This window comes from Streptomyces spiramyceticus, assembly GCF_028807635.1.
GTDB classification, from domain to species: Bacteria; Actinomycetota; Actinomycetes; order Streptomycetales; family Streptomycetaceae; genus Streptomyces; species Streptomyces spiramyceticus.
Genome location: NZ_JARBAX010000001.1, coordinates 1,295,487 through 1,318,868 on the forward strand (window position 1 = coordinate 1,295,487; position 23,382 = coordinate 1,318,868).

Annotated in this window: 24 protein-coding genes and 1 riboswitch; of the genes, 11 read left to right on the top strand and 13 right to left on the bottom strand. The window is 70.3% G+C overall.

Annotation, left to right across the window (positions count from 1 at the left end; translation table 11 throughout):
* Positions 1-11: 11 nt before the first annotated feature.
* Both PXH83_RS05795 and PXH83_RS05800 read left to right on the top strand, forming a co-directional pair.
* Positions 12-620, top strand: a complete 609-nt coding sequence (locus PXH83_RS05795) for a TetR/AcrR family transcriptional regulator (protein WP_274557440.1) — start codon at positions 12-14, stop codon at positions 618-620.
* A gap of 368 nt (positions 621-988) precedes the next feature.
* Positions 989-2,503, top strand: a complete 1,515-nt coding sequence (locus PXH83_RS05800) for a phytoene desaturase family protein (protein WP_274557442.1) — start codon at positions 989-991, stop codon at positions 2,501-2,503.
* Positions 2,504-2,538: 35 nt separating this feature from the next.
* On the opposite strand, the gene PXH83_RS05805 is transcribed toward PXH83_RS05800, so the two are convergent.
* From PXH83_RS05805 to PXH83_RS05830, 6 genes are all read right to left on the bottom strand, one after another.
* A complete protein-coding gene (locus tag PXH83_RS05805; protein ID WP_274557444.1) occupies positions 2,539-3,357 on the bottom strand; it encodes a hypothetical protein in 819 nt (272 codons plus the stop codon).
* Positions 3,358-3,412: 55 nt separating this feature from the next.
* Positions 3,413-4,336: a methylenetetrahydrofolate reductase [NAD(P)H] gene (metF, locus tag PXH83_RS05810; protein WP_274557446.1), complete on the bottom strand. Its 924-nt coding sequence runs from the start codon at positions 4,334-4,336 to the stop codon at positions 3,413-3,415.
* 99 nt (positions 4,337-4,435) lie between these two features.
* Positions 4,436-5,092: a thiamine phosphate synthase gene (thiE, locus tag PXH83_RS05815; RefSeq protein WP_274557449.1), complete on the bottom strand. Its 657-nt coding sequence runs from the start codon at positions 5,090-5,092 to the stop codon at positions 4,436-4,438.
* Between the two features lie 77 nt (positions 5,093-5,169).
* A complete protein-coding gene (locus tag PXH83_RS05820) occupies positions 5,170-5,535 on the bottom strand; it encodes an Rv2175c family DNA-binding protein (protein WP_214915003.1) in 366 nt (121 codons plus the stop codon).
* A 57-nt stretch (positions 5,536-5,592) separates the two neighbouring features.
* On the bottom strand, positions 5,593-6,807 hold the full coding sequence (locus PXH83_RS05825; RefSeq protein ID WP_274557453.1) for an NAD(P)/FAD-dependent oxidoreductase: 1,215 nt from the start codon (positions 6,805-6,807) through the stop codon (positions 5,593-5,595).
* Positions 6,808-6,890: 83 nt separating this feature from the next.
* Positions 6,891-7,241: an avidin-fold protein gene (locus tag PXH83_RS05830; protein WP_274557455.1), complete on the bottom strand. Its 351-nt coding sequence runs from the start codon at positions 7,239-7,241 to the stop codon at positions 6,891-6,893.
* Between the two features lie 93 nt (positions 7,242-7,334).
* A riboswitch (TPP riboswitch) is annotated at positions 7,335-7,449 on the top strand.
* On the opposite strand from PXH83_RS05830, the gene thiO reads away from it, so the two are divergent.
* From thiO to PXH83_RS05860, 6 genes are all read left to right on the top strand, one after another.
* Complete coding sequence (gene thiO, locus PXH83_RS05835) at positions 7,445-8,707, top strand: glycine oxidase ThiO (RefSeq protein WP_274557457.1); 1,263 nt, start codon at positions 7,445-7,447, stop codon at positions 8,705-8,707. Its footprint overlaps the riboswitch before it by 5 nt.
* Positions 8,704-8,904 (top strand): sulfur carrier protein ThiS, encoded by a 201-nt coding sequence (thiS, locus tag PXH83_RS05840; protein ID WP_274557461.1) that lies wholly within the window; start codon positions 8,704-8,706, stop codon positions 8,902-8,904. The genes thiO and thiS overlap by 4 nt, the downstream gene beginning before the upstream one ends.
* Positions 8,905-8,907: 3 nt before the next feature.
* Complete coding sequence (locus tag PXH83_RS05845) at positions 8,908-9,702, top strand: thiazole synthase (protein WP_214915014.1); 795 nt, start codon at positions 8,908-8,910, stop codon at positions 9,700-9,702.
* 236 nt (positions 9,703-9,938) lie between these two features.
* Positions 9,939-11,888 (top strand): Stk1 family PASTA domain-containing Ser/Thr kinase, encoded by a 1,950-nt coding sequence (pknB, locus tag PXH83_RS05850; protein WP_274557465.1) that lies wholly within the window; start codon positions 9,939-9,941, stop codon positions 11,886-11,888.
* A gap of 67 nt (positions 11,889-11,955) precedes the next feature.
* Positions 11,956-12,831, top strand: coding sequence for a deoxyribonuclease IV (locus tag PXH83_RS05855; RefSeq protein WP_274557467.1), 876 nt, complete (start codon positions 11,956-11,958; stop codon positions 12,829-12,831).
* A gap of 90 nt (positions 12,832-12,921) precedes the next feature.
* Complete coding sequence (locus PXH83_RS05860) at positions 12,922-13,473, top strand: DUF4396 domain-containing protein (protein ID WP_274557469.1); 552 nt, start codon at positions 12,922-12,924, stop codon at positions 13,471-13,473.
* 40 nt (positions 13,474-13,513) lie between these two features.
* Here PXH83_RS05860 and PXH83_RS05865 read toward each other — a convergent pair whose 3' ends face one another.
* Complete coding sequence (locus tag PXH83_RS05865) at positions 13,514-14,146, bottom strand: sulfite oxidase-like oxidoreductase (RefSeq protein ID WP_214915025.1); 633 nt, start codon at positions 14,144-14,146, stop codon at positions 13,514-13,516.
* 155 nt (positions 14,147-14,301) lie between these two features.
* On the opposite strand from PXH83_RS05865, the gene bfr reads away from it, so the two are divergent.
* Complete coding sequence (gene bfr, locus PXH83_RS05870) at positions 14,302-14,781, top strand: bacterioferritin (RefSeq protein WP_274557473.1); 480 nt, start codon at positions 14,302-14,304, stop codon at positions 14,779-14,781.
* A gap of 40 nt (positions 14,782-14,821) precedes the next feature.
* Here the strand turns inward: bfr and PXH83_RS05875 are convergent, their stop codons facing one another.
* The 3 genes from PXH83_RS05875 to PXH83_RS05885 all read right to left on the bottom strand — a co-directional run bounded on the left by PXH83_RS05875 (position 14,822) and on the right by PXH83_RS05885 (position 17,540).
* On the bottom strand, positions 14,822-15,082 hold the full coding sequence (locus PXH83_RS05875) for a (2Fe-2S)-binding protein (protein ID WP_274557475.1): 261 nt from the start codon (positions 15,080-15,082) through the stop codon (positions 14,822-14,824).
* 157 nt (positions 15,083-15,239) lie between these two features.
* Complete coding sequence (locus tag PXH83_RS05880; protein WP_274557477.1) at positions 15,240-16,592, bottom strand: class II 3-deoxy-7-phosphoheptulonate synthase; 1,353 nt, start codon at positions 16,590-16,592, stop codon at positions 15,240-15,242.
* 18 nt (positions 16,593-16,610) lie between these two features.
* Positions 16,611-17,540 carry a DUF2867 domain-containing protein gene (locus PXH83_RS05885; RefSeq protein WP_420803117.1) on the bottom strand — a complete coding sequence of 310 codons (930 nt, stop codon included), beginning with the start codon at positions 17,538-17,540 and terminating at the stop codon, positions 16,611-16,613.
* A 42-nt stretch (positions 17,541-17,582) separates the two neighbouring features.
* Between PXH83_RS05885 and PXH83_RS05890 the strand changes: the two genes are divergently transcribed.
* On the top strand, positions 17,583-18,188 hold the full coding sequence (locus PXH83_RS05890; protein ID WP_274557479.1) for a TetR/AcrR family transcriptional regulator: 606 nt from the start codon (positions 17,583-17,585) through the stop codon (positions 18,186-18,188).
* Between the two features lie 180 nt (positions 18,189-18,368).
* Positions 18,369-20,255: an anthranilate synthase family protein gene (locus tag PXH83_RS05895; RefSeq protein WP_274557481.1), complete on the top strand. Its 1,887-nt coding sequence runs from the start codon at positions 18,369-18,371 to the stop codon at positions 20,253-20,255.
* A gap of 61 nt (positions 20,256-20,316) precedes the next feature.
* Here the strand turns inward: PXH83_RS05895 and PXH83_RS05900 are convergent, their stop codons facing one another.
* The 3 genes from PXH83_RS05900 to macS all read right to left on the bottom strand — a co-directional run bounded on the left by PXH83_RS05900 (position 20,317) and on the right by macS (position 23,378).
* Positions 20,317-21,345, bottom strand: a complete 1,029-nt coding sequence (locus PXH83_RS05900; RefSeq protein ID WP_274557483.1) for a 6-phosphofructokinase — start codon at positions 21,343-21,345, stop codon at positions 20,317-20,319.
* A gap of 111 nt (positions 21,346-21,456) precedes the next feature.
* Positions 21,457-22,131 (bottom strand): response regulator, encoded by a 675-nt coding sequence (locus PXH83_RS05905; protein ID WP_274557486.1) that lies wholly within the window; start codon positions 22,129-22,131, stop codon positions 21,457-21,459.
* The gene (gene macS, locus PXH83_RS05910) at positions 22,128-23,378 is read right to left on the bottom strand and encodes a MacS family sensor histidine kinase (protein ID WP_420803118.1); all 1,251 of its coding nucleotides are present in this window, start codon (positions 23,376-23,378) and stop codon (positions 22,128-22,130) included. Before macS ends, PXH83_RS05905 begins: the two co-directional genes overlap by 4 nt.
* Positions 23,379-23,382: the final 4 nt, after the last annotated feature.

Below are 23,382 nucleotides of genomic sequence, written 5' to 3' on the forward strand. Positions count from 1 at the left end.
GAATCGAGCCCATGGAAAGCAGCAGAACGCGCCGCGAGACCACCAGGCAGAAGCTCTACGAAGCGGCCGTCACCCTCATTGCGGAGCAGGGTTTCTCCTCGACGACGGTGGACCAGATCGCCGAGCGCGCCGGGGTCGCCAAGGGCACGGTCTACTACAACTTCAAGAGCAAGACCGAGCTCTTCGAAGAGCTGCTGCGGCACGGCGTCGGCCTGCTCACCGCCTCCCTCCAGGCGGCGGCCGACGAGACGGACGAGCGCGGCGGCACCAAGGTGGAGGCCCTCGACGCGATGATCAGGGCCGGTCTCGGGTTCATCGACCGCTACCCGGCCTTCACCCAGCTGTACGTCGCCGAACTGTGGCGCACCAACAGGGCCTGGCAGTCGACCCTCCTGGTGGTACGGCAGGAAGCGGTCGCCGTCGTCGAGACGGTGCTGCGGGAGGCCGTCCATAACGGTGAGCTCAACGAGGAGATCGACATTCCGCTGACGGCGGCCGCGCTGGTCGGGATGGTGCTGGTCGCGGCGCTGGACTGGCAGGCGTTCCAGCGGGAGCGGTCGATCGACGACGTGCATTCGGCGCTGTCGCGGCTGCTGCACGGCCGGGTGAGCGGCCGCTAGCGGCCCCGTCCGGAGCCCCGCACAAGCGGCCCGGAGGAGCGAACAAAAAGCGCCGGTCCGGCGAAGCTCGATCCCCCCGAGCTTCGCCGGACCGGCGTTCTTTCGTGTCCCCCCGTGTTCCCCCGGCGGTCCCCCGACCCCCGTGGTACACCCCCGTTCCGTCAGGGGAGCCGCGCCGCTCCGCCGCCCCGTGTCGGCGGTATCGGCGCTGCGCCCCTTCCGTGGTCTCCACTCTTCCGTCTGCGCAGGTGAGAGCCCATCCGCGAATCTACTCATCTCCTGTACTAGGTACGGATACTCAGCACTGCGTGCTCGACCCCAGTCCGGCCGGGCGGCCGTTGTCAGAGGCGGCCGATAAAGTCCCTGGCATGGCACGGATTGTGGTGATCGGCGCCGGCATGGGCGCGATGGCGACCGCTGCCCGGCTGGCCGTCGCGGGCCACCGGGTGGCGGTGTACGAGCGCGCGGCGACGTACGGCGGCGCGGTGGACCGGTTCGAGCGGGACGGCTTCTCCTTCGACACGGGGCCGGGTCTGCTGCACCTGCCCGCTGTCTACCGCGACCTGTTCGCCAAGACCGGCAAGCAGTCGCTGGAGCAGTGCGTCGAGCTGATGCCCGTGGACCCGGCGAGCCGGCACATCTTCGCGGACGGTACGGCCGTGTCCCTGCCCAATGCCTCGCGGGCCGGTGTCGCGGCGGCACTGGACGCGGCACTCGGCGACGGCGCCGGTGAGCGCTGGGGCGACTTCATGAACCGGGCCCGCGACGCCTGGGACCGGACCAGACGGCCGCTCCTCGAGGAACCGCTGCGCCAGGACTGGCAGGTGCTGGGCCGCGATCCGTACCCGTCGGTGCGCCACCGCAGGATGCTCCGGCGCGACCGGCAGGCGACCACGCTCGCGGAGATCGGCGAGTGGGAACTGGCCGAGCCCCGGCTGGCCGCCCTGCTGGACAGTTACGCCCTGTCGTACGGGCTCGATCCGCGCAGCGCGCCCGCCTCGGCCGCCGTACTGCCGTACATGGAGCAGACCTTCGGCAGCTGGTACGTGCGAGGCGGGATGCGGGAGCTGGCGCGTGCGCTGTACGAACGGTGCCTGGCGCGCAAGGTGGAGTTCACCTTCGGCGCCGAGGTGACCGGGGTTCTGGAGAAGGACGGCCGCGCGGTGGGCGTGGAACTCGCGGGCGGTGCGGTCGCCGACGCGGACTCGGTGGTCTTCGCGGCCGACCCCCGGACCCTCGAACGGATGGCGGCGGGACGTGAGGTGTGGTCCGGCGACGACGTCCGGCCGGTGCCGGAGCCGACGGCACCCGGGCGGCTCACGGTCCTGCTCGCGCTGCGCGGAGGCCGCCCCGCCGACGCAGTCCACCGGACAGTGGTCCACTCCGCCGACGCCGGCGCCGAGGCCTCAGCGGCCTTCGGCGGCACACACGCCGAGCGCCCCACCGTCACGGTGCTGCGTCCCGGCGACCCGCTGACCTGCCCCGATGACGGGCACGAAGCGGTGACGCTGACGGCCACCGTCGCTCCGCAAGGGCCTGTCGACTGGACGGACGAAGCGCTGGCCGGGCGGTACGCGGACGACGTGATGGAGGCGGCGCTGCGGGCCGTGCCCGACCTCCGGGAGCGCGTGCTGTGGCGCGAGATACGGACCCCGGCGGACACGGCTGCCGTTACCGGCACTGTGGGGGGCTGCGTACCGCCGCCGGCGCTGGCGGGAGCCGGGGGACGCTGCCTGTACCCGTCGAACAGCACCCGCCTCGCCGGTCTTCACCTGGCCGGAGGCTGGGCGCATCCCGGCGGCGGACTGGCGCACGCCGGGATGTCGGGGGCCCTTGTCACGGGGCTCATCGTCGAGGGGGACGGCTTCCGCGGCTCGCAGTAGGGGCCGCTCAGCGGGGCCCGCAGCGGCAGGGACTGTCAGTAGCGGTACTGCTCGTTGTAGCCGGTGGTGTTGTAGCCCGTGGTGTCGTAGCCGTTGGCGTCGTAGCGGTTCGCGTCGTAGCCGTTCTGGTACGGGTCCTGGACCGGCTGCTCGCCGCCGAACTGCTGCTCGCCGTCGCGCTGCTGCGGGACCCACACCCCACCGGGCGGCGTCTCATTGCCGTACTGCTGGGTGCCGTACGGCTGAGTGCCGATGTACGGGTCGGAGTACGCCGCGTACTGCTGCTGCTCGGGCGCGTAGCCGTACTGGCCCGCGTACACGTCCTGACTCGGCTGGTCGTAGCCGGTGTACGTCGTGTCGTACTCGTTGTAGCCGCCGAACGCGTTGGCCTGGGGCTGCGGTTCGGCGGCGTACGCCGCAGCGTCGTAGACGCCGTACTGGCCGGTCTCGTCGGGCAGCGGCTGAGGTGCGTACACCGGCTCCGGCGGGGCGGCCGGCTCGTACTCGACATCGGACACGTACTCCAGGTCCGAGACCTCCAGCGTCGGCTCCTGCTCGACGGCCCGCGCACCGCCCCTGCGGCGACGGCTCTCCCCCGGCTTACCGCCTATGGCCCAGCCCGTCGAGAACCCGCGGCGGAAGGACAGCGTGACGTACGTCTGGCCGATCGCGAAGGCGATGGCGCCCGCCCCGATCACGAGCACGGACGACAGCAGCACACCGAGGACCACGCCCACGAAACCGGCGAAGGCCAGCAGCCGCCAGCGGAGCCTCGCCTTGTACTGCAGCAGCACTTCGCCGAGCAGCCACAGCGCCACGACTCCGAACGCGATGTAGAGGACCGCCCAGCCCATGTACGCCCCTCTCGTACGCCGCCGCGGCCCCAGGAGGCAACAGCAGGCACAGCCGTCAGGACTGCGCGTGCTCGTGCAGTCCGAGATTCTCGTAGATCTCGAGCGTCGCCGTGGAGTTGTTCAGCGTGATGAAGTGCAGTCCGGGTACACCCTCGGACAGCAGCCTCGAGCAGAACTCCGTCGCGAACTCGATGCCAATGGAGCGTACAGCCGCCGGATCGTCCTTGACCGCGAGGATCCGCTCTTTCAGAGCTGGCGGGAACGATGCGTTGCTGAGCTGCCCGAACCTTTCGATCTGCTTCACGCTGGTCACCGGCATGACCTCGGGGATGATCGGGGTCTCGCAGCTCGCCGCCGAGACCCGGTCCCTCATCCGCAGATAATCCTCTGGGTCGAAGAACATTTGTGTGATGGCGTAATCGGCGCCCGCCCGGCACTTGTCGACGAAGTGCCTTATGTCGTCGTCCCAGTTGTCCGAGCGCGGGTGCATCTCGGGGAAGGCGGCGACGCCCACGCAGAAGTCACCCGACTCCTTGATGAGCCGGACCAGGTCCGCCGCGTACGTCACGCCCTGCGGATGCGGGATCCACTCGCCCATGGGGTCGCCGGGCGGGTCGCCGCGGACCGCGAGGATGTTCCGGATCCCGCCGTCGGCGTACTGGCCGATCATGTTGCGCAATTCGGCGATTGAGTGGTCGACGGCGGTGAGGTGCGCGACCGGCGTGAGGGTCGAGTCGTCGGCGATCTGCTGGGTGGCCTTGACGGTGCCCGCACGCGTGGAGCCGCCGGCGCCGTAGGTCACCGAGACGAAGCTGGGTGCCACCGCCTCGACCCGGCGCAGCGCGTTCCACAGGTTCCGCTCGCCCTTCTCGGTCTTGGGCGCCCAGAACTCGAAGGAATACGAAGTTTTGCCGGTCGCGAGCAGGTCACGCACGGTTCGCGCGTGATCAGTCCTGGTGGAAGCAGTGCCAAGGGCCATATCGGCAGGTTAGCCAGAGCAATGCGGAGCCCCAACAAATCCGGTGTAATTTATCCGTTTTGCCGGTTTTCCGTCCACCCCTCGGACAATCTTGGACACTCACGTGTCGCGGCCCCTGACGCGCTTCGCGAGATCGGCCGTCGCGGCCGCCGGATCGTCGGCCTCGGTGATCGCCCGTACCACCACGACCCTGCGGGCACCCGCGTCCAGCACCTCGTCGAGGTTGCCCGCGTCGATCCCGCCGATCGCGAACCACGGCCGGTCCTGGCGCAGGGCGGCGGTGTACCGGACGAGACCGAGGCCCGGGGCGTACCGGCCGGGCTTGGTGGGGGTGGGCCAGCAGGGGCCCGTGCAGAAATAGTCCACGCCGGGCTCGGCGGCTGCCGCGTCCACCTCGGACTCGGAGTGCGTCGAGCGGCCGGTCAGCACGTCGTCCCCGAGGATCGCGCGCGCGGCCGGGACGGGCAGGTCGCCCTGTCCCAGGTGCAGCACATCGGCGCGGATGGCGTGGGCGACATCGGCCCGGTCGTTCACGGCGAGCAGCTTGCCGTGCCTGCGGCAGGCGTCGGCGAAGACCTGGAGGTGCTCCAGCTCCTCGGCGGCCTCCATGCCCTTGTCGCGCAGCTGCACGATGTCCACGCCGGAGGACAGGACGGCGTCCAGGAACTCCGGGAGGTCGCCCTGGCGCTTGCGGGCGTCCGTGCACAGATACAGCCGGGCGTCGGCGAGCAGTGCGCGCTTCGTGGACGTGGGCATGGTGGCGCTCCCCCGTTGCTGGGCGGTGCACGGGCCGCCGGGGGCCCGTACACCGCATGCGGTTAAGTCGTCAGTGATCAGACGGCGAGCGCCTGTGCGCGCCGCTTCACCTCCGTGCCGCGATTCTCACTCAACGCCTGCGCGGGGGTGCCGGGCAGGGTCGGGTCGGGAGTGAAGAGCCACTCGAGCATCTCTTCGTCGGTGAAGCCGTCGTCCCTCAGGAGGGTCAGGGTCCCGGCGAGACCCTTGACCACTTTGTCGCCGTCGATGAAGGCGGCAGGCACCTGAAGCACCCGGTTCTCGCCACGGCGTACGGCGATGAGCTGGCCTTCCTTGACCAGCTGCCGGACGCGCGTCACCTCGACACCGAGCTTTTCAGCGATGTCGGGGAGGTTGAACCAGGCAGGGACGAGAGCATCGATGTTTGCGTCAATCTCGGTCACGGGACAAGCCTGCCACCTGGGACTGACAGTCGGTAGTCGGGACCCCGTCGTGTGCCGCTAAAGCGTCGCCGACTTGAGCGGAACGGACGGGTCCGCGGCCCGCTCCGGGTCCAGCGGGGCGCCCGATTCGATCAGTCTGCGGCCCTGTGCGAGGTCACGCGGACGGGCGACGGCGAGCAGCGCGACCAGCGCCCCTTCACGCAGCCAGCACACGGTCCAGGCCGCGCCGGCCGGGTCCCCGCGCCACACCAGCGTGTCGGCGGCGGCGTGATGGCCCGCGTACTGCACGAAGCGGCCGAACTGCTCGGACCAGAAGTACGGGACGGGGTCGTAGTCCTGCGGTGTCTCGCCGACGATGTTCGCCGCGACCGTACGGGGGCCCTGGAGCGCGTTGTCCCAGTGGTGCACGAGCAGGCGTTCGCCGTAGCGGTGCGAGGGGAAGGAGGCGCAGTCCCCGACGGCGTACACATCGGGGAGCGAGGTGCGCAGGCGGCTGTCGGCGGTGACGGAACCGTCGGGTCCGAGCTCGATGCCGGAGCCTGCGAGCCAGTCCGTCGCGGGCCTGGCGCCGATGCCGACGACCACCGCGCCGGCCGCGAGCCGCCGCCCGTCGGCGAGGACGACCGTGCCGGGCTCGATCTTCGCGACGCGCGCCCCGGTCAGCAGCCCGGCGCCGCTCTCGGCGTACCAGTCGGCCATCGGGACGGCGACCTCGGCCGGCATGGTGCCCGCCAGCGGCCGGTCGGCGGCCTCCACGACGGTCACGGCGCAGCCCGCCTCGCGGGCGGCCGTGGCGAACTCCGCGCCGATCCAGCCGGCCCCGACGACCACGATGTCGTGCTTCTCGTCGAGTACGGGCCGCAGCCGCGCGGCGTCGTCGAGCGTGCGCAGCAGATGGACGCCGGGGACGCCTTCGCTGCCGGGCAGGGTGATGGGCTGCGCTCCGGTCGCGACGACCAGTACGTCGTACGGAACGGGGCCCGAGGGCGTGTCGATCTCGTGCGCCAGGGGGCGTACGCCCATGACTTCGCGCCCCAGCTGGAGCTCGATCCCGAGCGCTTCGAAGTCCACGTCGAAGGCCGACCCCTCGGCCTTGCCGAGCAGCACCGCCTTGGAAAGTGGCGGTCTGTCGTACGGCTGGTGCGGTTCGGCGCCGATCAGTGTGACGGGGCCGGTCCAGCCCTGCTCGCGCAGTGCCACAGCGGTCTGTACGCCGGCCATTCCCGCGCCGACGATGACGACGCGCTGCTCTGTCTGCCTCTGCTCGCTCACCCGATCACTGTAGGGCGGCTTGTCGGGCCGCCCCGAGGGCCGCGAGGGGAGATCTCTGACACACCGTCACAGAGGCAGTGGTGTCACAGAGGCAGCTGTTCGACAACGCTCGTCCCGCTGCCCTCCTGGGACTCCCACTCCCAGGTCTCTTCCAGTCGCACCCGCCCGTCGGAGAGGACTGTGACGGTGGACCGGCAGTGCCCGGAGGAGGTCGTGCCGTCCTGCTTCAGCTGTACGTACCGGAAGTCCAGCGCGTCGCCCTCGCGCGTACCGACGAGGTGGCCGCGTACGACGTCGCCGCCCGCGTAATCGGCCCAGATCCGGCCGTTCTCCTCGTGGTACGAGAAGCGGGTCCGGGTGCCGACCTGCCCCGGCGCCTGGTCGGCGACCGGCGAGAGGACGAGTCCGTCGAGCGAGGGGACCGAGCGGGCCACAGGAGTTGCTCCCTTACTGCGCGTTGGGGACGGGCGTTAGGGTGGCCACCGTACTGCTGGCTTCCGAGGGCTACCCCGGGACCCCCAGCAGGCGAAGACAACCGCGGGAGCCCGGGCGGACCGGGCTGAGAGGGAGGCTGGGCGGCCTCCGACCGTACGAACCTGATCCGGGTCATGCCGGCGAAGGGAGGGGCTGGACGCCTATGCATTCACGTAATTCTTCGGATTCTCCGGAGGCGGTGCCGCACGCGCGGTCGGACGCACGGTCGGACGTACTGGTCGTCGGAGGCGGGATCATCGGTCTCGTGACGGCCTGGCGGGCGGCGCAGCGCGGGCTGCGCATCGCTGTCGCCGATCCGGATCCGGGCGGCGGGGCCGCTCAGGTCGCGGCCGGGATGCTCGCCGCCGTCACCGAACTGCACTACGGCGAGGAAACACTCCTCGGCCTGAACCTTGCCTCCGCCGGACGCTATCCGGCGTTCGCCGCCGAGCTGGAGGCGGCCAGTGGGCAGGACATCGGATACCGCGCGTGCGGCACGCTCGCGGTCGCTCTGGACTCCGACGACCGCGCCCACCTGCGCGAACTCCACGCCCTGCAGCGCCGCTCGGGGCTGGAATCCGAGTGGCTCACGGGGCGCGAGTGCCGACGCCTGGAGCCGATGCTCGCGCCGGGCGTGCGCGGGGGTCTGCGGGTCGACGGTGACCACCAGGTCGATCCGAGGCGGCTGGCCTCGGCGCTGGTGACGGCGTGCGAGCGAGCCGGCGTGGTTTTCCACCGCACCTGGGTGGAGCGGCTCTGTGTCGTACGGAACCGGGCCACCGGCGCCGTACTGGCGGACGGGACGGAGGTCTCCGTCGGCCAGGTGGTGCTGGCGGCGGGCAGTCTCAGCGGCAGGCTCGCGGGCGTACCGGACGACGTCCTGCCGCCCGTACGTCCCGTGAAGGGACAGGTGCTGCGGCTGTCCGTACCGCGGGCGTACGCGCCCTTCCTGAGCCGCACAGTGCGGGCCGTCGTGCGCGGCAGCCACGTCTACCTCGTGCCGCGCGAGAACGGCGAGCTGGTCGTCGGCGCGACGAGCGAGGAGCTCGGCTGGGACACGACCGTCACGGCGGGCGGGGTGTACGAGCTGCTGCGCGACGCGCACGAGCTGGTGCCGGGACTCACCGAGCTGCCCCTGGTGGAGACCCGTGCGGGGCTGCGGCCGGGTTCGCCGGACAATGCGCCGCTGCTGGGGCCGACCGCGCTGGAGGGGCTGCATCTGGCGACCGGGCACTACCGCAACGGGGTGCTGCTGACGCCGGTCACGGGGGATGCGATGGCGGCCGTGCTGGCCACGGGGGAGCTTCCCGAAGAGGCCCGTGCGTTCAGTCCGCGCCGTTTCGCGCCCGGAGGCGTGGCCGCAGCCGCGCCTGGATCCGTGCCCGTACCCGCATCCGTAGCGACACCGCAGGAGCAGCCCGTATGACCATCTCCGTGAACGGCGAGAGCCGCGAGGTCGGCGCCGGTACGACGCTGGACGCTCTTGTCGCGACCCTCACCCGTGCCTCTTCCGGCGTGGCCGCCGCAGTCAACGAGACCGTCGTACCGCGCGGACAGTGGGCCGCCACCACGCTCGGCGACGGCGACCGTATCGAAGTCCTCACCGCAGTCCAGGGAGGCTGAATCATGGCCGACGATCTGCTCACCATCGGCGACACCACGTTCTCGTCCCGGCTGATCATGGGCACGGGCGGGGCGCCGAGTCTCGACGTGCTGGAGCGCTCACTGGTCGTTTCGGGGACGGAGCTGACGACCGTCGCGATGCGGCGGCTCGATCCGACGGTCCAGGGATCGGTGCTGTCCCTCCTCGACAAACTGGGCATCCGTGTCCTGCCGAACACGGCAGGGTGCTTCACGGCCGGAGAGGCGGTGCTTACGGCGCGGCTGGCGCGGGAGGCGCTCGGCACCGACTGGATCAAGCTGGAGGTCATCGCCGACGAGAGGACGCTGCTGCCCGATCCGATCGAGCTGCTCGATGCGGCGGAGGCTCTGGTGGACGACGGCTTCACGGTCCTTCCGTACACGAACGACGATCCGGTGCTCGCGCGGAAGCTGGAGGACGTCGGGTGCGCGGCGATCATGCCGCTGGGTTCGCCGATCGGGTCGGGGCTCGGCATCCGCAACCCGCACAATTTCCAGCTGATCATGGAGCGGGCGAAGGTCCCTGTGATCCTCGACGCGGGGGCCGGGACCGCGTCCGACGCAGCGCTGGCGATGGAGCTGGGGTGCGCGGCGGTGATGCTCGCGTCGGCGGTCACGCGGGCGCAGGAGCCGGTGCTGATGGCGGAGGCGATGCGGCACGGCGTGGAGGCGGGGCGACTGGCGTACCGGGCGGGGCGGATTCCGCGCCGCCATTACGCGGAGGCGTCGTCGCCGGGGGCGGGGCGCGCGGCCCTGGATCCGGAGCGCCCGGCGTTCTGACCGCGCGAGGAGCCCGCGTTCCGACCGAGGGGCCCCGACGTTCCGACCGCGCGGGTGACCGGGGTTCCGACCGCGCGGGGGGCCCGACGTTCCGACCGCGCGGCTGACCGGCGTTCCGACCGCGGGGGGAATCGAAGGCCCCCCGCGCGTGCCGTGCGTCACAGGTCGGCTTCAGTACCGCTGCGGGCGCGGGACGGGCGCCAGCGGTGTCCGTGGCGGCTCGTAGACTCCCCTGCGTGGATACGACCCTTCAGGACCCTCTCGTCGGGCACGTGCTCGACGGCCGCTACCGCGTCGATGCGCGCATCGCCGTCGGCGGCATGGCCACGGTCTACCGGGCCGTCGACACCCGGCTCGACCGGGTTCTCGCCCTCAAGGTGATGCACCCGACCCTCGCCGCCGACGCCTCCTTCGTGGACCGGTTCATCCGGGAGGCCAAGTCGGTCGCGAGGCTCGCGCACCCGAATGTGGTCGGGGTGTTCGACCAGGGCACGGACGGTGCCTATGTGTACCTCGCGATGGAGTACGTCGCCGGGTGCACCCTGCGCGACGTACTGCGCGAGCGCGGCGCTCTGCAGCCCCGTGCCGCACTCGACATCCTGGAGCCGGTACTGGCCGCGCTCGGGGCAGCTCACCGCGCCGGGTTCGTCCACCGGGACATGAAGCCGGAAAACGTCCTGATAGGGGACGACGGACGGGTCAAGGTCGCCGACTTCGGGCTCGTACGTGCCGTGGACACCGTCACCAGTACCACCGGCTCCGTCCTCGGCACCGTCTCGTATCTCGCGCCCGAGCAGATCGAGCACGGCACCGCCGACACCCGGGCGGACGTCTACGCCTGCGGTGTCGTGTTGTACGAAATGCTCACCGGCAGCAAGCCGCACGCCGGCAGCACCCCCGCCCAGGTGCTCTACCAGCACCTCCACGAGGACGTGCCCGCCCCCTCCGCCGCCGTCCCCGGGCTGGCGGCCGAGCTGGACGAGCTGGTCGCCGCCGCCGCCGCGCGCAACCCGGAGATCCGTCCGTACGACGCCGTGGCGCTCCTCTCGCAGGCCCGGGAGGCGCGCTCCGCGCTCAGCGACGAACAGCTCGACATCGTGCCGCCACAGGCCCGGCCGGAGGCCGAGGGGCAGGGCGGGGCCGAGGACCGTACGAGCGTCATTCCCCGCGCCCTCAGGACGCCTGTGCCAGTGCCCGCCGACGGCAACGGCGGCGAGCCTCTCAACCGCACCAGCAGGCTCCAGATGCCCGCGCCGGACGCGCCGCCCCAGGCCGCGCCGCGCGGGCGCACTGTGGCGCCCAGGCGCGGGGTGCTCGCGATCGTCACCGCGCTGCTGCTGGTCCTCGGCGTCGGTGCGGGAGTCTGGTACATCAACTCGGGGCAGTTCACCCGCGTGCCCTCCCTCCTCGGCCAGACGGAGAAGGAGGCCGGGAAGCGGCTGTCCGCGGCCGGGCTCGACGTCAAGAAGGTCGAGCGGAAGTTCAGCGAGGCGTACGAGCGGGGCACTGTCATGGACAGCGACCCGAAGTCCCGGGCGCGCATCCGCGACAACGGTTCCGTGACGCTGGTTGTGTCACGCGGCCCGGAGATCGTGGAGGTCCCCGACGTCGGGCGCCTGCCGCTCGACAAGGCCGCGCGGGAGATCGAGAAGGCCGGTCTGGCCCCCGGCATCATCACCCAGGCATTCAGCGAGGACGTCCCGCAGGGCTCCGTCATCAGTACGGACCCGGGCGCCGGCACCAAGCGGCAGCCGGACTCCGCGATCGCCATGGTCGTCAGCAAGGGCTCGCCCATCGAGGTGCCCGACGTGACCGGCGAGAGCGTGGAGGACGCCGCCTCGGAGCTCGAAGACCTCGGATTCGACGTAAAGGTCGCGTCCGGGCGGGTCTCTTCCCAGGAGGAGGCCGGGTCCGTCGCGAAGCAGTCCGCCGCCGAGGGCGACCGGCTCGCCGAGGGCGACACCATCACGCTGACGGTGTCCAAGGGGCCGCGCATGATTCCCGTGCCCGATGTGGTCGGTGAGAACGTCGACGACGCGAGGAGCACGCTGGAGGACGCGGGCTTCGAGGTCGACGTGGACCGCCCGTTCCTGTCCTTCAGCGACGAGATCGCGAGTCAGTCGGTCGAGGGCGGCGAAAGCGCTCCCGAGGGCAGCACGGTCACCATCAAGACAAAGGGTCTGTAAGCCCGCCCAACAGGACGCCCCGGGGCCGGTCGGTGGCACCGTCCGGCCCTGGCATCCTGTTGGGACGATGAGCAACGCACCTTTCCCCTCCCGAAACCCCGTCGGCGGCCATGTGCCCGTGGCTGGCGGCCTCGCCACGACCGGTCTCGCGTACGCCCGTGAGATCGGCGCCGAAACCGTGCAGGTCTTCGCCGCCAACCCGCGCGGCTGGGCGACGCCCACCGGAAATCCGGCCCAGGACGAGCTGTTCCGCGCGGCCTGCGCCGCCGAGCGGATCCCTGCGTATGTCCACGCGCCCTACCTGATCAACTTCGGCTCGCACACCGAGGCGACCGTGGAGAAGTCCGTCGAGTCGCTGCGGCACTCACTGCGCCGCGGCCGCGAGATCGGCGCGCTGGGCGTGGTGGTGCACACCGGCTCGGCGACCGGAGGCCGCCCGCGCTCCGAAGCGCTCGCGCAGGTACGCACCCACCTGCTGCCGCTCCTGGACGAGCTGACCCACGACGACGACCCGTTCCTGCTGCTGGAATCGACAGCCGGCCAGGGCGCCTCCCTCTGCTCGCGCACCTGGGACTTCGGCCCGTACTTCGAAGCGCTCGACGCGCACCCCAAGCTGGGCGTCTGCCTCGACACCTGCCACATCTACGCGGCGGGGCACGACCTCGCGGGGCCCGGCGGGATGAAGCAGACCCTCGACCTGCTGGTGGACACGGTCGGCGAGGGCAGGCTCAAGCTGATCCACGCCAATGACTCCAAGGACGTGGTCGGCGCCCACAAGGACCGCCACGAGAACATCGGCTCCGGCCACATCGGCGAGGAGCCGTTCCGCGAGCTGTTCTCGCATCCGGCGACCGAGGGCGTACCGCTGACGATCGAGACGCCAGGCGGCAAAGAAGGGCATGCGGCCGACGTGGCGCGGCTCAAGGAGCTGCGCGACTTCTGACCCAGCCCAAAAGCCATTGAGGAATACCCCTGGGGGGTATACGGTTTCTGCTATCGGCAGGAACCGCTACCTGACATGGGGAGCCACGCGATGGACCACGAAACACACACGCACACCACGCACCACGCGGACCACGAGCACCTCCCGCATGAGGAACATGGGGGCCACGAAGGGCACGGAGCAGCCCATCACGGCAGCCACGGCAAGGTCAGCTGGCGCATGGCCGCCCAGGCCACGCTCCACTGCCTCACCGGCTGCGCCATCGGCGAGGTCCTGGGCATGGTGATCGGCACCGCGCTCGGCTGGGGCAACATGGAGACGATGATCCTGGCGATCATCCTGGCCTTCTTCTTCGGTTACGCCCTGACCCTGCGCGGCATCCTCAAGGCCGGCGTCGGCTTCAGGACAGCGATCCGGGTTGCCCTCGCCGCCGACACGCTCTCCATCGCCGTGATGGAGCTGATCGACAACGGCGTGCTCGCCCTGTGGCCGGGAGCGATGGACGCGCACCTGTCCGACGCGATGTTCTGGGGCGTACTCACCTTCGCCCTCGCGGCCGCCTTCGTGATCACCACGCCGGTGAACAAGTGGATGATCGGCCGGGGCAAGGGCCACGCGGTGGTCCACCAGTACCACCACTGATCCGGCACCGATCCGGCAGGCAGACGCAGGCAGGCAGGCGCTAGAGCTCCGGGCCGTCCCCCGGCTCCTCCTGATAGGAGTAGCGCTGCTCACGCCAGGGGTCGCCGACGTTGTGATAGCCGCGCTCCTCCCAGAAGCCGCGGCGGTCTGCCGTCATGTACTCGACGCCGCGGACCCACTTGGGCCCCTTCCAGGCGTACAGATGCGGCACTACCAGGCGCACCGGGAAACCGTGCTCGGCGGTGAGCAGCTCGCCGCCCTTGTGCGTGGCGAAAACCGTACGTTCCGAGGTGAAGTCCGCGAGCCGCAGATTCGCGCTGAAGCCGTACTCGGCCCAGACCATGACGTGAGTGACGTTGGGCGCGGGCGGCGCGAGTTCGACGAGCGTACGGGCGAGCACCCCACCCCATTCGGCCCCAAGCATGCTGAACTTTGTCACGCAGTGCAGATCGGCCACGACCGTGGAGAACGGCAGGGCCGAAAACTCCTCGTGATTCCAGCAGCGCTTTTCACCGTCGGCCGTCGCGCCGAAAATCCTGAACTCCCAGCGGTCCGGCTTGAACTTGGGCACAGGACCATAGTGGGTAACCGGCCAGCCGCGCTGGAGACGCTGCCCCGGCGGAAGCTCGGGCTGCTCTGATTCGCGACGTTCCCGGCTTTCCGGCTGACCCATGCCTCCATGGTGACAGACGGCGAAGGGTGGTCATGACCAGGTCTGACCCTATTCGGGGCAACTCCTAATAAGCCTGCACTTACTGGACGCCTCTCACCCGCGGTGCAAAGATGCGCGAAACCTGCCCAGTTCCACGCCTGGAAGGAGCCTCTGCGATGCAGGGCGACCCCGAGGTCCTCGAATTTCTCAACGAGCAGCTGACCGCCGAGCTGACTGCCATCAACCAGTACTTCCTGCACGCCAAAATGCAGGACAACTTCGGCTGGACGAAGCTCGCGAAATACACCCGGGCCGAGTCCTTCGACGAGATGCGGCACGCGGAGACACTGACCGACCGGATCCTCTTCCTGGAAGGCCTGCCGAACTACCAGCGGCTCTTCCACGTACGAGTCGGCCAGACCGTCACCGAGATGTTCAAGGCCGACCGGGAGGTCGAGGTCGAGGCGATCGACCGCCTCAAGCGCGGCATCGATGTCATGCGGAACAAGGGCGACATCACGTCGGCGAACATCTTCGAGGACATCCTCAAGGACGAGGAGCACCACATCGACTATCTCGACACCCAGCTGGACCTGGTCGAGAAGCTCGGTGAGTCGCTCTACATCGCCCAGCTGATCGAGCAGCCGAGCAGCTGATCAGGCGGTCAGGCGGGCAGCCGGTCAGGCGGTCAGGCGGTCAGGCAGCTTCCGACAGGGTGGCCCCGACCATCGGTGACTCGGCCGGAGCGTTCTCGGCCAGCGCCGACTCGCCCTGTTCGATCAGCGCGCGGCGCGGGCACGTACCGCGCCCGAGGAGCCCCTGGATCGTACGTACGCACGAGCCGCAGTCCGTCCCCGCCTTGCTGACAGACGCTATCTGGCGGGGCGTGCAGGCACCGGCGTCCGCATGCTCCTTGATCTGCTTGTCGGTCACGCCGAAGCAGGAGCAGACGAACATGCGGTACACCTCCTGACAGGGGCGAGGGTGGATTCTCGGTAAGGTCAACCTAACCTTACCCGCCACTTCCCGCTCGCAAAAGCCCCGGGTACGACCGTGGGGCGCGGATCACATTCGATCCGCGCCCCACAGTCATTTCCTGCCGTACTGGTGATCTTTACTGGTCGCGGTACATCTCGGCGACCAGGAACGCCAGGTCCAGCGACTGGCTCCGGTTGAGCCGCGGGTCGCAGGCCGTCTCGTAGCGCTGGTGCAGGTCGTCGACGAAGATCTCGTCGCCGCCGCCAACGCACTCCGTGACGTCGTCACCGGTCAGCTCGACGTGGATGCCGCCCGGGTGCGTTCCCAAGCCCTTGTGCACCTCGAAGAAGCCCTTGACCTCGTCCAGTACGTCGTCGAAGCGACGCGTCTTGTGGCCGGAGGCTGCCTCGAAGGTGTTGCCGTGCATCGGGTCGGTCACCCACACCACGGTGGAACCGGACGCGGAGACCTTCTCGACGAGCTCGGGAAGCTTGTCGCGGACCTTGTCGGCGCCCATGCGGACGACGAACGTCAGCCGGCCGGGCTCACGGTCCGGGTCGAGCTTGTCGATGTACTGCAGGGCCTCGTCGACCGTGGTCGTGGGGCCGAGCTTCACACCGATCGGGTTGCGGATCTTCGAGGCGAACTCGATGTGCGCACCGTCGAGCTGGCGGGTGCGCTCACCGACCCAGAGCATGTGGCCCGACACGTCGTACAGATGGCCCGTACGCGAGTCGACCCGGGTCAGGGCGGTCTCGTAGTCCATGAGCAGCGCCTCGTGGGAGGCGTAGAACTCGACCGTGCGGAACTCCGCGGGGTCGGTCCCCGCTGCCTTCATGAAGTTCAGCGCGTTGTCGATCTCGCGGGCGAGCTGCTCGTAACGCTGCCCGGACGGGGACGACTTCACGAAGTCCTGGTTCCAGGCGTGCACCTGGCGCAGGTCGGCGTAACCGCCGGTGGTGAAGGCGCGGACCAGGTTCAGCGTCGATGCGGACGCGTTGTACATCCGCTTCAGGCGCTCGGGGTCCGGGATCCGGGACGCCTCGTTGAACTCGAAGCCGTTGACGGAGTCGCCGCGGTAGGTCGGCAGGGTCACGCCGTCGCGGGTCTCGGTCGGCTTGGAGCGCGGCTTGGAGTACTGACCGGCGATCCGGCCCACCTTGACGACGGGCACGGAGGCGGCGTACGTCAGTACCGCGCCCATCTGGAGGAGCGTCTTGAGCTTGTTACGGATGTGGTCGGCGGATACGCCGTCGAAGGCCTCGGCACAGTCGCCGCCCTGCAGCAGGAACGCCTCGCCCTTGGCGACGGCTCCCAGTCGGGCGCGCAGCTGGTCGCACTCGCCCGCGAAGACGAGCGGCGGATACGACTCGAGGTCCGCGATCACATCGCGCAGAGCCTCGGCATCGGGGTACTCAGGCTGCTGCGCCGCGGGAAGGTCTCGCCAGGTGTTGCCACCGTTAAGGGTGGTCTTAGCGTTCACGGTCACCCCACCAACATTACGGGGTCAGGCCGGTAGTCCATCCCCTGGCTCAACAAGTGAGACAGCCCTGTTCCGCGCACCCGCGCTCGGCGCCGCCAGCGCCAGCCCGCGATGGGCCCGGCGCAGCATGGTGCGGGCCATGAAGGGATGCACCCGCTCGACCGCTCCCCAGTAGAGCCGCCCGCGCAGGCTGCCGGTCTTCACGACCGTGCTGAGGACGATGTGGCCGGCCTCCTCGTCGACGAGGATCGAGGCCCGGGCGAGCAGGCCCGCCGTGTCCACCCTGAGCAGCAACTCGCCGCCGTCCTGCGCGATTACGGGAAAGGAATCGCGCAGGATCCCCGTCCAGGCGCGCGGATCGCGCGGCATGCCCGGCAACAGGTCCATCTGCCAGGCGTCCTGGAAATCGGGCTGCTCCAGTGCGGTACGGATCAGCCGGGCGGTGGCCGGGATCTCGACCGCGACCGGCTTGTCCCAGTCGAGCCGGTGGAGCAGAGCGACCCAGGGCGACCAGCGGACGGGGCGTGCGACCGTGCCGGTTGCCGCCCGCTCGATGTTGTCGAAGAGCTCCTCGATCACGGTGCCGTGCACGGCTCGTACCGCCGTCAGCCAGGCGATTCTGGCGGCGCCGCGCTGGTCCTGTTCCAGCACGTGGCGCACGACGCACCGGTCCTCCCCCACGGGCTCGACGGTCAGTTCGTGGAAGCCGTTGTCCGGCGGTGAGAACGCGAAGCGGATACGGCGCCCCGGTTCGTACGCCACGACCGTGTAGCGCACCGGGCCATGGCCTCCGTCGGCGCCGACGCCGAGCGGCCGGTCGAGGCGTATCGGGGCCCAGGCGGGGGCCGGAAAGACCGGGTCGTCGTCGCTGGAGAGCCGGTCGACGAGGGCCCCGACCGCCTCGGCGGGTGCCTGGACATGACGTTCGTGGACGTTGCGGACCTTGGTCATCATGTGCCTCCATACGCTGGCGTATGGCCTACCGTACGTTACCGTATGGTCATGGTGCAACGGCAGGAGAAAGCACAGGAGAAGAAGCGGCGGCTGACCGCGCAGGACTGGGCCGATGCGGCCCTGGCCGCCATGCGCGAGGGCGGTCTCGCGGCGGTCGCGGTCGAACCGCTGGCCACCCGGCTCTCCACCACCAAGGGCAGCTTCTACTGGCACTTCCCGGGCCGCGACGCCCTCGTCGAGGCCGCGCTCGTCCGCTGGGCGGAGACGGAGACCGAGGCGGCCATCACCGAGCTCGAAACGGAGCCGGACCCGGAGAAGCGGCTGCGTCGGCTCTTCGCGGAGGCCGTCGCGTCGGCCGCGAGCGACCCGCTGGAGGTGTCGCTGCTCGCGACGGCGGACGACCCGCGGGTCGCTGCGGCGCTGCGGCGGGTGACCGACCGGCGGGTCGCGTACGTGTCACGGCTCTTCGCGGAGCTGGGTTTCCCCGAGGCGGAGGCACGGCGCAAGGGGCTGCTCGCGTACAGCGTCTACCTGGGGCACACCCAGCTGATGCATGCCGTCCCGTCGGCTCTCCCGGTGGGAGCCGAGCTGACCGGCTATCTGGAATCCGCGCTCGATTCGCTGCTGCTGCGCCCCGAGATCGGGTAGGGTGCCGGACATGTTCACGCAGACGAACCAGAACTGGTGGTGGCCCGCTCTTCCGGCGGCCCACTGACTGCGCGTACACCGATACCGCGAAGGCCGCCCCGAGGGGCGGCCTTTGGTGTTTCCCAGGGGCTGTTCCTCTCCACCCGGATCGACCGGATCTCCCCGGAAGGAACACCTCCGATGCTCATCAGCACTCTCCTCGACGACACCCGCCCCTTCGCGCTCCTGCGCAGGCGCACCCCCGGCCACGACCACGACACCGTCGAGCTGCTGATCGGGGACGTGCACGAGGCCGGGCGCCTCGCGGACATCCCGGTCGGCGACACACCGGTGCTCGCGCTGGTGCCGTTCCGGCAGATCAGGGAGCGCGGGTTCGACGTACGGGACGACGGGACGCCGCTCAGTGTGCTGGTCGCCGACGAGACGTACGTGCTGCCGCTCGACGAGGTCCTGGACCAACTGCCCGCGCACGACGTACGGGTCGACGGCGGGGCCTTCGACGTCGATGACGAGGAGTACGCCGGCATCGTGCGGCGCGTCATCGAGGACGAGATCGGGCAGGGCGAGGGCGCGAACTTCGTCATCCGGCGCACCTTCGAGGGCGACATCCCCGGCTTCGGCCGGGCCGACGCGCTCGCCCTCTTCCGGCGGCTCCTCGCCGGGGAGCGGGGCGCGTACTGGACGTTCGTCGTGCACACCGGGGAGCGCACGCTGGTCGGGGCCAGTCCCGAGGTGCATGTGCGGATGTCCGGCGGGACGGTCGTGATGAATCCGATCAGCGGGACGTACCGCTATCCGGCCGACGGGCCGAGCGCCGAGGCGCTGCTGGAGTTCCTGGGCGACCGCAAGGAGACCGAGGAGCTCTCCATGGTCGTCGACGAGGAGCTCAAGATGATGTGCACCGTCGGTGACATGGGCGGGGTCGTCGTCGGGCCCCGGCTCAAGGAGATGTCCCACCTGGCGCACACCGAGTACGAGCTCAGGGGCCGCTCTTCGCTGGATGTACGGGAGGTGCTGCGGGAGACCATGTTCGCCGCGACGGTCACGGGCTCGCCCGTGCAGAACGCCTGCCGGGTCATCGAGCGCCACGAGGTGGGCGGGCGCGGCTACTACGCGGGTGCGCTGGCCCTGATCGGGCGGGACGAAGCGGGTACGCAGACCCTGGACTCGCCCATCCTGATCCGTACGGCCGACATCTCCCCGGACGGCCGTCTGCGGGTGCCCGTCGGGGCGACGCTGGTCCGCCACTCCGACCCGCACAGCGAGGTCGCGGAGACGCACGCCAAGGCGGCGGGTGTACTGGCGGCGCTCGGTGTACGTCCCGGTCGGCCGCAGGACACGGCCGTACGCCCCGCCCTGGCGGACGATCCGCGTGTACGGGCCGCCCTCGACGCACGGCGGCTGGACCTCGCCCCCTTCTGGCTCAAGATGCAGGAACGGGGCGCCGACCTTGCCGGCCACGCGCTGGTGGTCGACGGCGAGGACACCTTCACGGCGATGCTCGCGCATGTGCTGCGGGCGTCCGGTCTTGAGGTGACGGTACGGAGGTACGACGAACCCGGGCTGCGGGAGGCGGCCCTCGGCCACGAGGGACCCGTGGTGCTGGGCCCGGGCCCCGGAAATCCGGCCGACACGGCCGACCCGAAGATGCTGGTCCTGCGGGAGCTGGCGGCGGAGCTGGTGGGCTCGCATCCGTACGGGGTGCTCGGGGTCTGCCTCGGGCATGAGCTGATCGCGGCGGAGCTGGGGCTTGCGATCGTACGGAAGGACGTGCCGTACCAGGGGGCGCAGGAGCGGATCGACCTCTTCGGGCGGGAGGAGGTCGTGGGGTACTACAACAGCTTCACCGCTCGGTGTGATGACGCCGGGGCGGCGGAGTTGGCTGCCCGTGGGGTCGAAGTCGCCCGCGACCTGGGGACGGGCGAAGTGCACGCGGTGCGGGGGCCGGGCTTTGCCGGGGTGCAGTTCCATCCGGAGTCGGTGCTGACGCTGCGCGGGGCGGCGATTGTGGGGGAGCTGGTGGGGGGCATTGTTGCTGGTGCTTCGCGGGCCGGGGCCGGGGCCTGAACTTTTCCCCAACCCCCGGGCCCCCGGACGGGCCGGCTTTTCCGGCCCGTCCGGGCTCCACTCAGCCGAAGAAGACGCCCACCTCCTCGTACAGCTTCGGGTCGACCGTCTTCAATCGGGACGTTGCCTCCCCCATCGGCACCCGCACGATGTCGGTCGCCTGGAGGGCGACCATCTTGCCGAAGTCGCCGTCCCGTACCGCCTCGATCGCGTGCAGACCGAAGCGGGTCGCCAGCCACCGGTCGAAGGCGCTCGGCGTGCCGCCGCGCTGGACGTGGCCGAGGACCGTGGTCCTCGCCTCCTTGCCCGTGCGCTTCTCGATCTCCTTGGCCAGCCACTCGCCGACGCCCGACAGACGCACGTGCCCGAAGGAGTCCAGCGTGCCGTCCTTGAGCACCATCTCGCCGTCCTTGGGCATCGCGCCCTCCGCGACGACGACGATCGGGGCGTACGACGCCTTGAAGCGGGAGGTGATCCAGCCGCAGACCTGCTCGATGTCGAAGCGCTGCTCGGGGATGAGGATGACGTTCGCGCCGCCCGCCAGCCCCGAGTGCAGGGCGATCCAGCCCGCGTGCCGGCCCATGACCTCGACGACGAGGACGCGCATGTGCGACTCGGCGGTGGTGTGGAGTCGGTCGATGGCCTCCGTCGCGATGCCGACCGCGGTGTTGAAGCCGAAGGTGTAGTCGGTGGCGGACAGGTCGTTGTCGATGGTCTTGGGTACGCCGACGCACTTTATGCCGTACTCGTCCGACAGGCGCGTGGCGACACCGAGCGTGTCCTCGCCGCCGATCACGATGAGCGAGTCGACCTCGTACTTGGCGAGGTTGTCCTTGACGCGGCGGATGCCGTTCTCCGCCTGGAGGGGGTTGGTGCGCGAGGAGCCGAGGATGGTGCCGCCGCGGGGCAGGATTCCGCGGACGGCCGGGATGTCGAGCCGTACGGTGTCGCCTTCGAGCGGCCCGCGCCACCCGTCCCTGAAGCCGGTGAAGTCGTAGCCGTACTCCTGCACGCCCTTGCGGACGACAGCGCGGATGACCGCGTTGAGACCGGGGCAGTCGCCTCCCCCGGTCAGTACTCCGACCCGCATGGAATTGTCCCTTCGCCGCATCCAGCTGTGCCGTGTGCGGCCACGCTAGCGGTGAGCCAGGTCACAGCGACACGGCGCGGAAGGTCGATCCGGGGTCGTACCGGGGTCCAACTAGGCGTCGTCGAGGCCGCGTTCGATCGCGTACCGCACGAGCTCCACGCGGTTGTGCAGCTGGAGCTTGCCCAGGGTGTTCTGCACATGGTTCTGGACGGTGCGGTGCGAGATCACCAGGCGTTCGGCGATCTGCTTGTACGAGAGCCCCTTGGCGACCAGCCGCAGCACTTCGGTCTCGCGGTCGGTGAGTTGAGGAGCCTTCGGCTCGTCGGACGCAGCGGGCGCCGGGTCGGATGCCAGTCGGCGGTACTCGCCGAGGACCAGGCCGGCCAGGCCCGGCGTGAAGACCGGCTCTCCGGCGGCCGTTCGGCGTACCGCGTCGATGAGCTCTTCAGGACTGGCCGACTTCAGCAGATAACCCGTCGCACCGGACTTCACCGCCTCCAGTACGTCGGCGTGCTCACCGCTCGCGGACAGGACGAGGACCCGCAGTGCCGGGTCGGCGCCGACGAGCTCCTTGCAGACCTGGACGCCGGGCATGGAGGGCAGGTTGAGGTCGAGGACGAGGACCTGGGGTGCGGTGGCCTGGGCGCGGCGTACCGCCTGCGGGCCGTCCCCGGCCGTGGCGACGATGTCGAAGCCGGCGGCCTCCAGGTCGCGGGCGACCGCGTCCCGCCACATCGGGTGGTCGTCGACCACCATCACCTTGATCTTCTGCTGCTCGTCGCTCATCGCGCCTGTCCTGCCTTCCCCCGTGGAACCTTCAGTTCGACTTCTGTGCCCTGCCCCGGTACCGAGATCAGCTCCGCCGTGCCGCCGATGTCCCGCAGCCGCCCGCGGATCGACAGGGCCACTCCGAGGCGCCCCTCCCCCTCGGCCTGGGCGAGCCTGCCGTCCGGAATGCCGGGACCGTCGTCCCGAACCGTCACGATCACTTCCTCCGGCCAGTCCTCGACCAGGATCCAGGCCTGGGCGTCCTCGCCGGCGTGCCTGCGGACATTGTCCAGTGCGGCACTGACAGCCGCCGCGAGCTCCATGGCCGCCGCCGGTTCCAGCAGGACCGGGGCGCCGGGCTCCGCGAAACACACCTTCGAGCCGGCGTGCGGGGCGAGCAGGGAGCGCAGGTCGCAATCACGCCCGCCGCCTTCGCGGCCTTCGCCGTCCTCGTCGTCCTCTTCGCCGTCGACCTCGACCGTACGCACCACAGCGCCCAGCGACGCGTCCTCCGAGGCACGCGTCGCCGGCACCAGGCCGGTGGAGACCAGGGTGCGCAGGGCGACTTCCTGCTCCCCGGCCATCCTCCCCAGTTCGGCGGCCTCGCCGCCGAGGGAGGCACCGCGCCGCTGCACCATGGCGAGGACCTGGAGCACGCTGTCGTGAATGTCGCGGGCCAGGCGCTCGCGCTCGCGGGTGGCGGCCTCGATCTCCAGGGCGCGGGCGAGGGTGCGTTCGGAGGCGCGGGCGACCTCGACGACGTAACCGATGGCGATGGAGGCGACCCACACCAGCAGGACGTTGTGGAAGGTGTCCCGGCTGGGCTCGCCGCGCTCGACGATGTTGGCGACGGCGACGAAGGACGAGGCGAAACCGGCCCAGCGCCAGCCGCCCTTGATGGCGAACGCGAGGACGGAGCCCGCTGTCCATATTGTCGGCAGGGTGGGGCCGTCGATCTGCTGCGCCTGGGCGTCGGCGAGCGGGGTGAGCATGATGCCGGTGAGGGCGATCGTCAGGTCGGCGACGAGGAAGCGCTTGGTGCAGCTCGCCGCGTTCGCCACCTTGGGGAGCGTGACGAGGGTCCAGACGGCCATCACCGCGAGGAAGGCGATCGCCACCCACGGGCGCTCGAACTTCTCCCGCGTGAACACGAAGAGGAGCACCGCGTAGAGCATCGTCATGATGCGGTAGCCGGTCAGCGCACGCCACAGCGGCTGCTCGACCGACATGCGTACGACGCGCTCGCGCCGGGTCTTGGCCATCATCCCC

Bases quoted from the DNA above. Each gene is read 5' to 3' on its own strand.
- PXH83_RS05855 (WP_274557467.1), top strand. From the start codon at position 11,956: ATGAGCAACGCACCTTTCCCCTCCCGAAACCCCGTCGGCGGCCATGTG.
- bfr (WP_274557473.1), top strand. From the start codon at position 14,302: ATGCAGGGCGACCCCGAGGTCCTCGAATTTCTCAACGAGCAGCTGACC.
- PXH83_RS05865 (WP_214915025.1), bottom strand. From the start codon at position 14,146: ATGGGTCAGCCGGAAAGCCGGGAACGTCGCGAATCAGAGCAGCCCGAG.
- PXH83_RS05900 (WP_274557483.1), bottom strand. From the start codon at position 21,345: ATGCGGGTCGGAGTACTGACCGGGGGAGGCGACTGCCCCGGTCTCAAC.
- PXH83_RS05800 (WP_274557442.1), top strand. From the start codon at position 989: ATGGCACGGATTGTGGTGATCGGCGCCGGCATGGGCGCGATGGCGACC.
- PXH83_RS05875 (WP_274557475.1), bottom strand. From the start codon at position 15,082: ATGTTCGTCTGCTCCTGCTTCGGCGTGACCGACAAGCAGATCAAGGAG.
- thiE (WP_274557449.1), bottom strand. From the start codon at position 5,092: ATGCCCACGTCCACGAAGCGCGCACTGCTCGCCGACGCCCGGCTGTAT.
- thiO (WP_274557457.1), top strand. From the start codon at position 7,445: ATGCATTCACGTAATTCTTCGGATTCTCCGGAGGCGGTGCCGCACGCG.
- PXH83_RS05860 (WP_274557469.1), top strand. From the start codon at position 12,922: ATGGACCACGAAACACACACGCACACCACGCACCACGCGGACCACGAG.
- PXH83_RS05905 (WP_274557486.1), bottom strand. From the start codon at position 22,131: ATGAGCGACGAGCAGCAGAAGATCAAGGTGATGGTGGTCGACGACCAC.
- PXH83_RS05885 (WP_420803117.1), bottom strand. From the start codon at position 17,540: ATGATGACCAAGGTCCGCAACGTCCACGAACGTCATGTCCAGGCACCC.
- PXH83_RS05845 (WP_214915014.1), top strand. From the start codon at position 8,908: ATGGCCGACGATCTGCTCACCATCGGCGACACCACGTTCTCGTCCCGG.
- thiS (WP_274557461.1), top strand. From the start codon at position 8,704: ATGACCATCTCCGTGAACGGCGAGAGCCGCGAGGTCGGCGCCGGTACG.
- PXH83_RS05890 (WP_274557479.1), top strand. From the start codon at position 17,583: ATGGTCATGGTGCAACGGCAGGAGAAAGCACAGGAGAAGAAGCGGCGG.
- PXH83_RS05895 (WP_274557481.1), top strand. From the start codon at position 18,369: ATGCTCATCAGCACTCTCCTCGACGACACCCGCCCCTTCGCGCTCCTG.
- macS (WP_420803118.1), bottom strand. From the start codon at position 23,378: ATGATGGCCAAGACCCGGCGCGAGCGCGTCGTACGCATGTCGGTCGAG.
- PXH83_RS05795 (WP_274557440.1), top strand. From the start codon at position 12: ATGGAAAGCAGCAGAACGCGCCGCGAGACCACCAGGCAGAAGCTCTAC.
- metF (WP_274557446.1), bottom strand. From the start codon at position 4,336: ATGGCCCTTGGCACTGCTTCCACCAGGACTGATCACGCGCGAACCGTG.
- PXH83_RS05805 (WP_274557444.1), bottom strand. From the start codon at position 3,357: ATGGGCTGGGCGGTCCTCTACATCGCGTTCGGAGTCGTGGCGCTGTGG.